This is a genomic window from Pseudomonas sp. GL_135, from assembly GCF_057834665.1.
In genome coordinates this window covers 4,240,681-4,253,300 of sequence record NZ_CM174408.1, presented here as the reverse complement: position 1 = coordinate 4,253,300, position 12,620 = coordinate 4,240,681, and the positions used below count along the sequence as shown (strand labels likewise).

15 protein-coding genes are annotated in these 12,620 nt (G+C 60.8%); 8 read left to right on the top strand and 7 right to left on the bottom strand.

The features are described from left to right. Positions 1-168 precede the first annotated feature (168 nt). From AC3ISG_RS18835 to AC3ISG_RS18815, 5 genes are all read left to right on the top strand, one after another. A complete protein-coding gene (locus AC3ISG_RS18835) occupies positions 169-1,818 on the top strand; it encodes a phosphoethanolamine transferase (protein WP_489297693.1) in 1,650 nt (549 codons plus the stop codon). After that, positions 1,811-2,470 (top strand): class I SAM-dependent methyltransferase, encoded by a 660-nt coding sequence (locus AC3ISG_RS18830; RefSeq protein WP_489297692.1) that lies wholly within the window; start codon positions 1,811-1,813, stop codon positions 2,468-2,470. Before AC3ISG_RS18835 ends, AC3ISG_RS18830 begins: the two co-directional genes overlap by 8 nt. A gap of 133 nt (positions 2,471-2,603) precedes the next feature. Then, positions 2,604-3,737: a ribonuclease D gene (gene rnd, locus AC3ISG_RS18825; RefSeq protein WP_489297691.1), complete on the top strand. Its 1,134-nt coding sequence runs from the start codon at positions 2,604-2,606 to the stop codon at positions 3,735-3,737. Continuing rightward, complete coding sequence (locus tag AC3ISG_RS18820; protein ID WP_122537448.1) at positions 3,734-4,027, top strand: YcgL domain-containing protein; 294 nt, start codon at positions 3,734-3,736, stop codon at positions 4,025-4,027. The genes rnd and AC3ISG_RS18820 overlap by 4 nt, the downstream gene beginning before the upstream one ends. 131 nt (positions 4,028-4,158) lie before the next feature. Further along, positions 4,159-5,091 (top strand): D-2-hydroxyacid dehydrogenase, encoded by a 933-nt coding sequence (locus AC3ISG_RS18815; protein WP_489297690.1) that lies wholly within the window; start codon positions 4,159-4,161, stop codon positions 5,089-5,091. A gap of 124 nt (positions 5,092-5,215) precedes the next feature. Here AC3ISG_RS18815 and AC3ISG_RS18810 read toward each other — a convergent pair whose 3' ends face one another. Continuing rightward, positions 5,216-5,809: a nitroreductase family protein gene (locus AC3ISG_RS18810; RefSeq protein ID WP_489297689.1), complete on the bottom strand. Its 594-nt coding sequence runs from the start codon at positions 5,807-5,809 to the stop codon at positions 5,216-5,218. Positions 5,810-6,110: 301 nt separating this feature from the next. Here AC3ISG_RS18810 and AC3ISG_RS18805 point away from each other — a divergent pair, with 301 nt between their 5' ends. Next, positions 6,111-6,560: a YcgN family cysteine cluster protein gene (locus AC3ISG_RS18805; RefSeq protein ID WP_489297688.1), complete on the top strand. Its 450-nt coding sequence runs from the start codon at positions 6,111-6,113 to the stop codon at positions 6,558-6,560. 62 nt (positions 6,561-6,622) lie between these two features. On the opposite strand, the gene AC3ISG_RS18800 is transcribed toward AC3ISG_RS18805, so the two are convergent. The 4 genes from AC3ISG_RS18800 to AC3ISG_RS18785 form a co-directional block, all read right to left on the bottom strand. Continuing rightward, positions 6,623-6,994 (bottom strand): YgaP family membrane protein, encoded by a 372-nt coding sequence (locus AC3ISG_RS18800; protein WP_108122086.1) that lies wholly within the window; start codon positions 6,992-6,994, stop codon positions 6,623-6,625. 86 nt (positions 6,995-7,080) lie between these two features. Then, positions 7,081-7,569 (bottom strand): RNA methyltransferase, encoded by a 489-nt coding sequence (locus AC3ISG_RS18795; RefSeq protein WP_122623071.1) that lies wholly within the window; start codon positions 7,567-7,569, stop codon positions 7,081-7,083. Positions 7,570-7,739: 170 nt separating this feature from the next. Beyond that, on the bottom strand, positions 7,740-8,111 hold the full coding sequence (locus AC3ISG_RS18790) for a YajD family HNH nuclease (protein ID WP_074890657.1): 372 nt from the start codon (positions 8,109-8,111) through the stop codon (positions 7,740-7,742). 70 nt (positions 8,112-8,181) lie between these two features. Then, a complete protein-coding gene (locus AC3ISG_RS18785; protein ID WP_122623072.1) occupies positions 8,182-8,868 on the bottom strand; it encodes a spermidine synthase in 687 nt (228 codons plus the stop codon). Positions 8,869-8,979: 111 nt separating this feature from the next. Between AC3ISG_RS18785 and AC3ISG_RS18780 the strand changes: the two genes are divergently transcribed. Next, the gene (locus tag AC3ISG_RS18780; protein WP_489297687.1) at positions 8,980-9,243 is read left to right on the top strand and encodes a hypothetical protein; all 264 of its coding nucleotides are present in this window, start codon (positions 8,980-8,982) and stop codon (positions 9,241-9,243) included. A gap of 36 nt (positions 9,244-9,279) precedes the next feature. Here the strand turns inward: AC3ISG_RS18780 and AC3ISG_RS18775 are convergent, their stop codons facing one another. Next, the gene (locus tag AC3ISG_RS18775) at positions 9,280-9,762 is read right to left on the bottom strand and encodes a Crp/Fnr family transcriptional regulator (RefSeq protein WP_205484530.1); all 483 of its coding nucleotides are present in this window, start codon (positions 9,760-9,762) and stop codon (positions 9,280-9,282) included. Between the two features lie 116 nt (positions 9,763-9,878). Then, a complete protein-coding gene (locus tag AC3ISG_RS18770) occupies positions 9,879-11,936 on the bottom strand; it encodes a S9 family peptidase (RefSeq protein ID WP_489297686.1) in 2,058 nt (685 codons plus the stop codon). Between the two features lie 151 nt (positions 11,937-12,087). Between AC3ISG_RS18770 and AC3ISG_RS18765 the strand changes: the two genes are divergently transcribed. Further along, positions 12,088-12,591, top strand: a complete 504-nt coding sequence (locus tag AC3ISG_RS18765) for an MFS transporter (protein ID WP_122537455.1) — start codon at positions 12,088-12,090, stop codon at positions 12,589-12,591. Positions 12,592-12,620: the final 29 nt, after the last annotated feature.

Sequence of the window (12,620 nt, the reverse complement as noted above, 5' to 3'; positions counted from 1 at the left end):
GATTTCCTGCGGCTTGCACCGCAGGATCCTATCTAATAAGCAACACACCCACCCCACCATTCGTTCTCATCTTTTTCACAAAAAATTGATGGCCAGATGCCTAAAGTTCGCGGCATCGGCGGGGGTCCTTCCGCGTTTATATTCTCATTTCCAACCAAGCAGACTTTTATGCTCAACGTCAAAGCAGTTCGTCCCGAGCTTGTGACATTGCTTGCCAGTGCCTTTTTGTTGGTCGGGTTTAACCTGACCCTCTGGCAGCATCTATTTGCAATCACCGACTCGGACGGCAAGGGTGTGTTATTGCGTTGTGCGTTTGCGCTGATGGTGTTCTGCGCGTTCAATATCTTTTTCACGCTGTTAGCGTTCAAGCGTGTATTGAAATCTGTACTGATCTGTCTCTTTTTTATCAGCGCCGGTGTGGCTTATTTCATGAGCCAATACGGCGTGATGATTGACGCGGGCATGTTCAGAAACTTCGCTGAAACCAATGTCACCGAAGTGCGCGATCTTCTTTCATTGAAGTTGCTCGGTTACTTGTTTTTTCTGGGTGTTGTGCCGTCATTTATTCTTTTCAACACACCGATTGCTTATCGCCGCTGGCCCCGTGAGTTGCTCAGCAAAGCGCTGGTGTCTGTTGTGTGCGCGGTCGCCATTGGCGGTGTGGCGCTGTTGAATTACCAGGGGCTGTCGTCGCTGTTTCGCAATCATCACGAGTTGCGCCTGATGGTGGTGCCGAGCAACTACCTTGCGGCGTCCGTGGGTTACTTGAGCGAGCAGGTCAAGTCGGCGCAGCGGCCGTTCGTGAGTATCGGTCAAGACGCCAAGCTTGCCAGCGATTGGCAGCAGCACAAGCGCAAGTCACTGACCGTGCTGGTCGTGGGTGAAAGTGCGCGAGCCGAGAACTTCGGCATTCTGGGTTACAACCGCGATACCACGCCGCAGTTGAGCAAGGAGCAGGGCCTGCTCACGTTTACGGATGTGCATTCCTGCGGCACGGAGACGGCGGTGTCGGTGCCGTGCATGTTCTCCAACATGGGCCGCAAGGATTACAACGCAACCACCGCCCGCAATGAAGAAGGCATGCTTGATGTGTTGAAACGCGCCGGGCTGGATGTGATCTGGCGCGACAACCAGTCGGGTTGCAAAGGCACTTGCGACCGGGTGACGTTGCAGGATGTCAGCAATCTCAAGGACCCGGCGCTGTGCGCCAACAACGAGTGCCGCGATGAAATCCTGTTGCAGGGCCTGCAGCACTTCATCGACACACTGGACAAAGACACCGTGCTGGTCCTTCACCAGATGGGCAGTCATGGGCCTGAGTACTTCAAGCGTTATCCAAAAGGGTTCGAGAAGTTCACGCCGGTGTGCGAAAGCAATGCACTGAATAATTGCTCCCGGGAAAGTATCGTTAACGGTTACGACAACACATTGCTGTACACCGACCATGTACTCGCGACGTTGATCGACATCCTGCGCAACAATCAGGGCAACGTAGACACGGCCATGGTTTATCTTTCCGACCACGGCGAGTCGTTGGGTGAATACAACCTGTTCCTGCACGGCACGCCTTATATGCTGGCGCCCGATCAACAGAAACATGTCCCGATGGTTGCCTGGTTCTCCGAGAACTATCAGCAGTCATTTGCCGTGGATACCCATTGCCTGCAAAAAGAGCGAAACGCGCCGCTGAGTCAGGACAACTTGTTCCACTCGATGCTTGGCCTGTTACAAGTGCGGACAAGCGTCTACAACCCCGCGCTGGACATGTTCGCGGGCTGTCGGGGGATTTATACGGACGGGGTATTGGCCAATGAGTGAGCCCCTCGATAAAAACCTTCACGCCGGTGAGTTAGGGCGCCCACACGGACACACCCTCAGCCGACGTCTCAGTCTCTGGCGCGATGCGCAAATAGCGCGCAGAGCGTTGCGAGACGCGGGGGAGCCCGGGCTGGTGCTGGATTTGCCGTCGGGCTCGGGGCGTTTCTGGCCAGTGCTGGCCGAACACACCAATCGAGTGATCCTCGCAGCCGACCCTTCCACCGACATGCTGGCGCGTGCCGAGGCGCAGTCGTCGAGCGAAGTGCGCAAGCGCATCCGCACGTTCCAGAGCTCGGCGTTTTCCATCGGCCTGTCCGCCAATGCAGTGGACTGCATCTTTTGCATGCGGTTGTTCCATCACCTGGCCGACCGTGAAAAACGCGGCGCGATTCTCGACGAGTTTCATCGAGTCACCCGCGACACAGCCATCGTCGCGCTGTGGGTCGACGGCAACGTGAAATCGTGGCGTCGCAAACGTCAGCAAGGTCGACTGGACGTTGAAGCATCCGCGCCACGTAGTCGGTTTGTGGTGTGTCGCAGCGACATCGAATCCGAGTTCGCGCAGGCGGGCTTCAGGATCATCGGTCACCACGACTTTCTTCCCGGCTACGCCATGTGGCGTGTGTACGTGCTGCGCAAGGCGGGTCAGTGATCGGATGGACGGTCGTCGCCACGGCGGCTATTTGCGCGCTTCAAAGATGAAGTTGTCCGAGACTTGCAGGACGGATGCCCGGTAACCGCTTGTAGCGATATATACTGCGTGCCATTCTTCGAGGGAGAGCCGTGTGGCCATCGATATTCACTGGATTCGCGACGACCATAGCCTCGCCGAACATTGCGCACAGTGGCAGACACTGCCCTACGTCGCGCTCGACACCGAATTCATGCGGGTCGACACCTTCTATCCCATCGCCGCGCTGTTGCAGATCGGCGATGGATCACGCGCCTACCTGATCGACCCGTTGCTGATCAGCGACTGGAAGCCTCTGGCCGCGCTGCTGGAAAACCCTGACGTCATCAAAGTCGTTCACGCCTGCAGCGAGGACCTTGAGGTGCTGTTGCGCCTGACCGGTAGCCTGCCGGCGCCGCTGTTCGACACGCAACTGGCTGCGGCCTACCTGAACCTCGGGTTCTCGATGGGTTATTCGCGTCTGGTTCAGGAAGTGCTGAACATCGATCTGCCGAAGGGCGAGACGCGTTCCGACTGGCTGCAGCGGCCGCTTTCGGAAACCCAGATCAGCTACGCCGCCGAAGACGCCGTTCACCTGGCCGAGGTGTACAACCTGCTGCGTCCGCGTCTGTCCGATGAAAAGTACGCATGGGTGCTGGAGGACGGTGCCGAACTGGTCGCCAACCTGCGCCGCGAAACCGATCCCTATGACGCTTACCGCGACGCCAAGCTGGCGTGGAAGCTGTCCCGGGCGCAACTCGCCGTGCTGCGTGAGCTCTGCGCCTGGCGCGAGCAACAGGCGCGCCTGCGTAATCAGCCACGCAATCGCATCCTGCGCGAACATTCGCTGTGGCCGCTGGCAAAATCCCAGCCCGACAACCTCGCCGCGCTGGCGAAAATCGACGACATGCACCCCAAAACCGTGCGTCAGGACGGTGAGTTTCTGCTCGACCTGATCAAGAAAGCCGGCAGCGTGTCGCCGGATCTGTGGCCGCCCGCGCTGCCGGAGCCGCTGCCGATCGAGGCCTCCAATGTGCTCAAGAGTTTGCGCGCCATTGGCCAGCAGCAAGCCGAGCGCCTCGACATGGCGCCGGAATTGATGCTGCGCAAGAAGACCCTCGAAGCCCTGCTCAAGACCGGTTACCCAGACGGTCCCTATAAACTGCCCGATTCGCTGCGTGGCTGGCGCCGCGAATTGATGGGCCAGATGCTGCTCGACAGCCTGGCCGACGCCGGAGAACAGCCTTGAAACGTATTTGCTCCATCTACCGCAGCCCGCGCAGGAACGAAATGTACCTGTATGTCCTCAAGAGCGACGCCCTGGAGCGTGTGCCCGAGGAATTGCTGACCGCGTTCGGCAAGCCGCAGCACGCCTTCAATCTGGTGCTGTCGCCGGAGCGCGCCCTGGCCCGTGAAGACATTCACGCCGTGCTCGCCAATCTGGACAAGCAGGGTTACCACCTGCAGATGCCACCGGCCGAAGACGACTACATCGAGCACTTGCCTGAAGAGCTGCTGCGCCGCAACGATCCGATGTGATCGATTTCTGACCCTGCAATCCACCGCAGGGGTACACCGGACCGTTGCATGCGTCAGACCTGACCGGCTCAACCGAGCACGGCCCGGGACGCTGCACGGTCGCATGCCCCGTTTATTCGAGTTTTGAATCCATGCGCGTTCTGATCGCCGAACACGATTATCCCGTTTACACCGAACTGCTTCGCCAGATGGCCCCCGAGATCGAAGTGTTGAGCAGCGGTAACTCCGCCGAGTTGTCGAAAATGGCTGCCGAGGCACCGGTCTGGCTCGGCCAGCCTGACCTGCTGGCCAATCTGCTGCGCCAGGGGCACAAACCGAAATGGCTGCAATCGACCTGGGCCGGCATCACGCCGCTGCTGGCTGACGGCCTGTACCGCGACTATCAACTGACCCGCGCCGTTGGCATCTTCGGTCAGGTGATGGCCGAGTTCGTGCTGACTTACATGCTGGTGCACGAGCGTGAAGTGCTGGCGCGGCTGGTCAGTCAGGTCGAGCGCAAGTGGGATAATCGCATGGGCCGCAGCCTCGCGGGGCGCAAGGCGCTGATCGTCGGGACGGGGGACATTGGCCGGCACGTCGCGCAGTTCCTCGTGCCGTTTGGCGTCGAGGTCTACGGCATTGCGTCGAGCGCGCGGACTGAAGCGCCGTTCGTTAAAGTGGCTGCGCTGGAGGACCTGCCGCGTCTGGTGGCCGAGGTTGATTTCGTCATCAACCTGCTGCCCAACACGCCGCAGACCCAGGATCTCTACAACGCCAAACTGTTTGCCTGCTTCAAGCCTTCGGCGTTGTTCATCAACGTTGGTCGGGGCACGGCGGTGGTGGATGCGGATCTGGTAGAGGCGTTGAAAGAAGGGCATCTGGCCGGGGCGGTCATCGACGTCTGCCGTCAGGAACCGCTCCCCCAGCGTCACCCGTTCTGGACGGCATGGGGCCTGTTGCTCACCGGTCACAGCTCGGCGCCGACTTCGCCGCCGGCGATGACCCAGCTGTTCGTGGACAACCTCAAGGCCTATGCGTCCGGCGAGGCGTTGCGCGGCGAAGTGGACTTCGCCAAGGGATATTGAATCCTGTCCTTGGGGGACCGGCTTCAGCCGAGAAGAGGCCAGTGTGTACGCCATCCATTTTGTGGAGTGGCCCCCGACGCCTTCGCGGCTAAAGCCGGTCCCACTAAGACCCAGCGTCCAGCCCTTACAAACTGAAATCCCCCTCGGCCGCCAATTCAGCCAGCGGCCGACGCGGGCTCGGCGTTTCACGAGCCTGAAGGTATTCGGCCAGCGTCGATTTATCCCCCAGCTTGCCGATCGCCACGGCCGCATGCACCGCGTATTCCTCTGGAATCTTCAGCGTCTGGCGCGTCAGTTCCTGGTCAAAACCCGCCATGCCATGGGTGTGCCAACCGCCGAGACTTGCTTGCAGCGCCAGGTATCCCCACGCCGAACCGGTGTCGAAGGTGTGCCACAGCGCCGACGTTTCTTCCGTCGCGCCGGGGGCGGTGAAGGTGGTTTTGGAAATAATGATCACCAGCGCCGAGGCATGCTGTGCCCAGCCCCGATTGAATTCATTCAGCAGGCCGAGGAAACGCTCCCAGTTGGGCGTGTCACGGCGCGCGTAGAGAAAACGCCAGGGCTGTGAGTTGTAAGCCGAAGGCGCCCAGCGCGCGGCTTCAAAAAAGCTCAGCAGGGTTTCCTGCGGGATGCTCTCGCCGCTGAACGCGCGCGGCGACCAGCGTTCGATGAATTGCGGGTCGATGGCGTATTCGGCAACACGTGGATTGGCGCTCATGGATTCGATCCTGAAAGAGAGGTAAACCGCTCGCCTGCAGCAGGCGGCGTGATCATTCAGATGGGCCGTTGACGGCAGGCATCGTCGCAAAGGGGGGGGCGCAGCGCGGGCAATGGCAGACCTGCCCGCGAGGGCCTAAAGCTACTGCGCCGCTTCGCTGCTGACAAGCCTGCGCATTTCGCGGTTATAGCCGCTTCCATCTGCCGCGCCCGTCGACCGACAGTCGCCCGTGCTTGGCCCAACTGACGTGTACCTCTAGACTGGCGGCCTTTCATTGCCCACAGCTGTTTGCGCGAGAACCATGGCCGCCATCGTTGAACCCTTCTGGATACGCAAAACCCTGGATCAACTCGATGCCGTCGAGTGGGAATCGCTGTGTGACGGCTGCGGTTTGTGCTGCCTGCAAAAGCTTGAGGACGAGGACGACGGCAGCGTTTATTACACGCGCATCGCCTGCAAGCTGCTGGACCTGAAGACCTGCGCCTGCACTGACTACCCGAATCGCCGCGCCCAGGTCCCGGACTGCATTCAGCTGACGCCCGGTAAGGCTGACGAATTCAAATGGTTGCCGCCCACTTGCGGCTATCGGCTGGTCAGCGAGGGCAAAGACCTGCCGCTCTGGCACCACTTGGTGTGCGGGGACCGGGAACAGGTGCACAAGCAGCGTATTTCCCAGTCCGGACGCATGCTCTGCGAAGGCAGCGTGCCCGAGGACGACTGGGAGGATTACCTGATTTTTCGTGCAGGCTAATGCAAAAAGCTCGTGAGGCTGTGGGTTCAGCCGTCACGAGCTTGCTTGCGATGCAGCGTCGATCAGACGCCTTTCGGACCTTTCAACGCGTCGACGCCGGTGTCGACAGCATCTTCTACAGCCACTTCAGCCTTGGTCTTCAGCTTGCTCAGCTCTGCGCCGGCTTCTTCGATGCGCGAACGGGCCACGTCCATCTCGCTGCGGCTCTTGTCGATCAGCGCCTTGGCCGAGCAGTGGCCGGTGATGCCACGGGCCAGAACGGCGCCGCCGATTGCCAGTTGCACCAGACCAAAGATCCCGCCGCGGCGCAGGCCTTTGCCCATCATCAGTACACCACCTGCCAGCGAGCCAATGCGCTCCCAGCCCTGTACGTTCTGCTCCGGGTAATCGTGCAAAGGTCGTTCGATGCGTTCAATGATCGGGGTGTCGCTCATGATGCGTTCTCCGTGAAAGGTTGGGGTCCTTAAAGCTGACTGTCGGGAGCGCAAACTGTTCAATGCGTTTTGTCAGCGCGCGGACGTCAGGTGCGATCGGTTTCCCGTCCGAACTGCGGGCCAGAGCGGGTATTGATGCCTTTGGCCATGCGGTCGTAAAGCACGACGTTGACCGTCGCCGCAAGGTTCATGCACCCCGTGGTGGGGATATACACCACGTCTTCGCACCAATCGCGGATCTCTTTATCCAGCGAACCGTCTTCCGGCCCGAAGATATAGATCGCCCGGTCCGGGTGGGTGTACTCGGGCAGCGCACGTGCGCCGTCGACCAATTCCACGGCCACCGGCACGCAGCCCAGCGGGATGATCTTGCGCAGGTCATCAATGCCGATCAGCGGAATGTCCTGGTGGATCTTCTTGGTGTCGGTAACGAAATCACGCGCACGCTCGTAGCGCTTGCCGGTGTAGAACACCGACGCCACGCCATAGCAGCCCGCTGCGCGCATCACCGAACCGACGTTTTCCGGGGATTTGGGATTGAACAAGCCGATGCAGGCATAGCGTTTGTTGGCCACGGGGGAGGGTGCTCATCAGAGAAAGCGCGGGAGTATAGGGGAAAGAGGGAGCTTTAAGCTTTAAGCGGCAAGCCACAAGCCACAAGCTGCAAGAGGCGGTGACCGGTGGCCCGACAAACGCCGCTGTGCTTTTACTTGCCGCTTGCAGCTCAAAACTTGCAGCTCGTCTACTAGTCCTTCTTCATCAACCCGGCCAGCGCGGCGAACGGGTTGTGGGTCGCCTTGGCGGTTTTCGGGCTGCTGGTCGAGCTTTCCGAGAAGTATTGCTGATCGGTGTAACGCGAGTGTTCGTTGTCGTGGCAGTACAGGCACAGCAGTTCCCAGTTGGAGCCGTCCTGGGGATTGTTGTCGTGGTTGTGGTCGCGGTGGTGCACGGTCAACTCGCTGAGGCGTTTGCCGGCAAATTCCCGGGCGCAGCGGCCGCAGACGTGCGGGTACATGCGCAGGGCTTTGTCGCGGTAACCCATTTCGCGGTCACGCTGGTTGTCGGCGAGGATGCGGTCCAGTTTGGAAGTGTTGGTTGGCGTGTTGGCCGAACTCATGGCGTCACCTGTTTCGTGTTCTGTTGGCGATGGAGAGCAATGAAGGCAAGTCTAGCGCTTTGCCCGTCGATCAGCCCTTCAGTTTTTCGGCGATCCAGATGGTATGCCGTGTGCCCTTGTTGCCATGGGCGTAGACCTTGACCTCTTCAGCCTTGAAACCGGCCTTGCGCAGCTTGTCGCTGAAGGCCGCATCGGCGCTGGCGGACCACACGGCCAGCACGCCTTTGGGGCGCAGCGCACTGGCGCAGGCCGCGAGACCGCCAGCCGAATACAGCCAGCTGTTGGATTTTTGCGTCAGGCCTTCAGGACCGTTGTCGACGTCGAGCATGATCGCGTCAAAGCCCTGGGGTTCGGCCTTGAGTACCTGAGCGACGTCTTGCACCACTACTTTGGCGCGCGGGTCCTGCAACGGATTGCCCGATTTCTCACCCAGCGCGCCGCGGTTCCACTCGACGACACCGGGCACCAGCTCGGCGACCACCACTTCGCCGTTCTTGCCCAAGTGCTTGAGTGCTGACGCCAGGGTAAAGCCCATGCCCAGCCCGCCGATCAGCACCCGAGGGTTGAGGCGCGCCGCGACCTTCTTGCAGGGGATTTCCGCCAGGGCGTCTTCGGAACCATGCATGCGCGTGTTCATCAACTGGCCGCCGTCGCCACCCTGGATCTTGATGACAAAATCCTCGCCGTACTCGAACAGGCACAAGGCGCCGCCGTTATCGGGGATTGGAGTGGTGTCGAGCAGAACAAAACGTTTCATGGATAACTCGTCAAAAGGGTTGGGCCGCATACAGCGCAATTTGTCAGAGCGCGATGGGTTGCGCAGGAGTAGCCTGAGCGATAAGCGAAAGATTGGCAGGGGAGGCCAACGATGAAGTGCTCCATTCTACTGACGATTGTCATCACTGTGCTCGGCGTGTCGCAAGCGTCTGCCGAGAGCCTGCAACCTGTTCTGAATACGCCCGAGCCCATCGCGGCGTCGGCCGGTTCGCCTGGCACCGCAACGCCAACGCCGTACCCGCAAGTGGCACCGCCGGGCATTCCCCACGCAGGTGGACAGGGCAACCCGCCGCTGCTGCCGAAGATCCCCCAGCCAGGCCCGCCGAAGGAAGATGAGCCATTGCCGGGCTTGTAGCCGTCGGCCAAGCCGACTCCCTGAAGGCCGTTCTGTTTAGTCCTGCTGCGCCACGACCTGGCCGTCCATCATGCGCAGCCGCTTGGACATCGCCACCGCGATCGCGCGGATGATTTTCGCTGCCACTTTCGGCGCGTCGTTGAGCATCTTGTCCAGCGAATCCTTGCCCAGGTTCAGCAAATAGCACGATGAAGCAGCGATGCACGTGGCCGAGCGACGTTCGCCATCCAGCACCGCCATTTCGCCGAACGCTCTGCCGCTGCGCAGGATGGCGGTCTCCACCGGATGGCCGTCACCGTTAAGCTTCTGCACCGACACCGTGCCCGAATGCAGGATGCACATGAACGTGCCCGCGTCGCCTTCGTTGAAGATCGCGTCGCCCTTTTCAATGCTGCTGATGCTGAAGTACCCCGCAGCGGCGGCAAATTCAGCCGGCGTCAGGGCGAGGAATAGACCGCAGTCCATCAGCTTGTCGCGGATTTCCTTATTGAGTGACGAAGAATTGAGCAATGTAGACATGGCGATTTCTTGTTGAGTGTTCTAGAGGGTTGCGTTAAGCACGGGCTGCCGTGAAAGCAGCCCGGACTTTACAGGGTCCGGGCTTGTCATGTGACACACCGCCCGCGCAGATGTCGTCAGGCCATTTTCAGCACTTTCAGAATAAACCCGTATTCGAGGGCTACGTCACGCAATCCCTGATAACGCCCGCTCATGCCGCCGTGGCCTGCGCCCAGTTCGGTCTTGAGCAACAGCAGATTATCGTCGGTTTTGCGATCACGCAGTTTCGCCACCCACTTGGCCGCTTCCCAATACTGCACGCGGCTGTCGTTATAGCCCGCGATCACCAGCATGGCCGGATAATCCTGAGCCGCGATGTTTTCATAAGGCGCGTAGGCCTTGATCCGCGCGTGGACGTCCGGCTCCTGCGGGTTGCCCCATTCGTCGTACTCGGTGACGGTCAACGGCAGATCGGGGTCGAGCATGGTGTTCAGTACATCGACGAACGGCACCTCAGCGATGGCCGCCTTGAACAGCTGCGGACGCTGGTTCACCACCGCGCCAATCAACAGGCCGCCGGCGCTGCCGCCGCTGATCACCAGTTGTTCGGCCGTGGTGATGTTTTCCGCGATCAAGTGTTCGGCACAGGCGATGAAGTCGCTGAAGGTGTTCTGCTTGTGCTCCTGCTTGCCGTTGCGGTACCAGGCCTCGCCCAGCTCACCGCCGCCGCGCACGTGAGCGATGGCGAAAGCGATGCCGCGATCAAGCAGGCTCAGCCGTGCATGGGAAAACCATGGGTCCAGGCTTTCGCCGTACGCCCCATAGCCGTACAGATACAGCGGAACGGTCTGACCGGCCAACTCGCGCTTGACCACCAGGCTGATGGGCACTTGCGTACCGTCGGCGGCCGTCGCCCACAACCGCTGGCTGACGTAGGCATCGGCGTCGAACACACCCAGGACCGGCTTTTCCTTGAGTACGACCTGTTCCCCGGTGGCCAGCGACAATTGCCAGACCTGCGGCGGACGGTTCAGCGATTGATAGCGCAGGCGAATCTTGTCGCTCTCGAATTCAAGGGTGTCCTGCACATACAGGTTGTAGGCCGCATCCGGCAGTTGCACGCGATACGCCGGCAGAGCCTGGGGATGCACTTCGACGATCGGCAGGCCGCCTTCGCGCAGGCTCAAGGTCAGGCCTTTGGCGTTGAGGCTGAAGCCGTCGAGCATCACCGTCTCGCTGTGGGCAATCAGGTTCTGCCAGTCGCTCCGTTCCGGGACGCCATCGGGTTTTTCAGGCGCGTGGTACAGCGCAAAGTTGATGCCGTCCTGATTGCTGCGAATCACCCAGCTCCACTTGCCGTCGATCAGCCCGTGGTCCACCGAATACTCATGGCCCTCGCTGCGCGGCGCCATGCACACGAACGCCTGTTCTGGTGTGCTGGCGTCCAGCACCCAGGCCTCACTGGTGGTTTTGCTGTCCAGCCCTACGATCAATTGCCGCTCCGAGCTGCTGCGGTAGCAATGGAGGAAGAAGCGCCCGTCGGGCTCGCTGAACACCAGCTCGGCGGAGGCTTCGTCCAGTTTATGGCGGTACAGCTTGTGCGGACGATGGGTATCGTCCAGCTCGCCGAAGAACAGCGTCTGGCTATCGTTGGCCCAGGTCATGCTGCCGTCGCAGTCTTCGAACGGCAGGCTGCTGACCGCGCCGCTGCTCAGCTCTTTGACGTAGAGCTGATAAACCTCCTCGCCGCTGGTGTCGAGGCTGTAGGCCAGACGCCGATGGTCGGGGCTGATGCTGAACGCACCGAGGGAGAAGAAGCCACCGCCGGCCAGTTCGTTCGGGTCGAGCAGCAACTCTTCAGCGCTTTCGTCGATGGTTTGGGAGTCATCGGCCGGGCGCGGGCAGCGATAGTGACGGGCGTATTCGTCGCCTTCGGTGGTGCGGGTGTAATAAAGATACGGGCCCCAGGGGGAGGGCAGTGACAGGTCAGTTTCGAGAATGCGTCCCTTGATCTCCTGAAACAGGGCTTCGCGCAACGGCTGCAGGTCGGCGAGTTGCTGCTCCTGCCAGGCGTTTTCGGCCTTGAGGTAATCGAGCACTTCATCGGTGTCGCGGTTTTGCAGCCAGACGTACGGGTCGGCGCCGTCAGCCTTGCGGGCGACGGGGGCGCTGGAAGTGTGTGGGGTGGAAGGCATGCTGGGCTCTCTCACGTGGGCTCATTTAAAAGGGATCGGTCGTGCTGCCCGGTGCCGGACATACCGCAGACCGATAACTGAAGCCGGGGAAGCCGGGCTGGTGAAAAGCCGTTATCATAAGCGCCTCTTTACCTGCCTTACCACGGACGTCATGACCGACAACGACTATCTGATTGCCTGGGGCCTTTACGCGTTCGCCGCGTTGGGCTGTCTGTTGGTGTGGTTCAAGCTGACCGGCTGGATGTGGCGCTACCTGCGCGAACCCTTGCGCGTGATCGGCGCCGTGCTGTTGTTCTGCCCGACGATCGTTGATCCCGCCAAAGACCAATACGCCCCTGCGCTGGCGATCAGCGTGCTGGACCTGGCGCTCAAGGTCGGCAACAACGTCTGGCGCGCCGTGCTCGACCTCGCCACCTATGGCGCCATCGCCCTGGGGCTCTACGTCATCTTCGCTTTGATCCGCTTGCCGTTCCTGCGCAAGAAAAAAGCCCGTCTGGCCCACGCCGAAGCCGCCGCTGCACAAGCTGCCGCCGAGCAGAAGGCACACGACGAGCCTTATGCAGACCCAGCCGCAGGGCGCTTCGCCAGCCAGTCTCCTGCTTCAACGCCAGCGCCTGCACCCAGCGGCCGCTATCGCGTCGAACCCAAACTGTGATGGTGACCGGCATTCTCCCAGATGCGTGC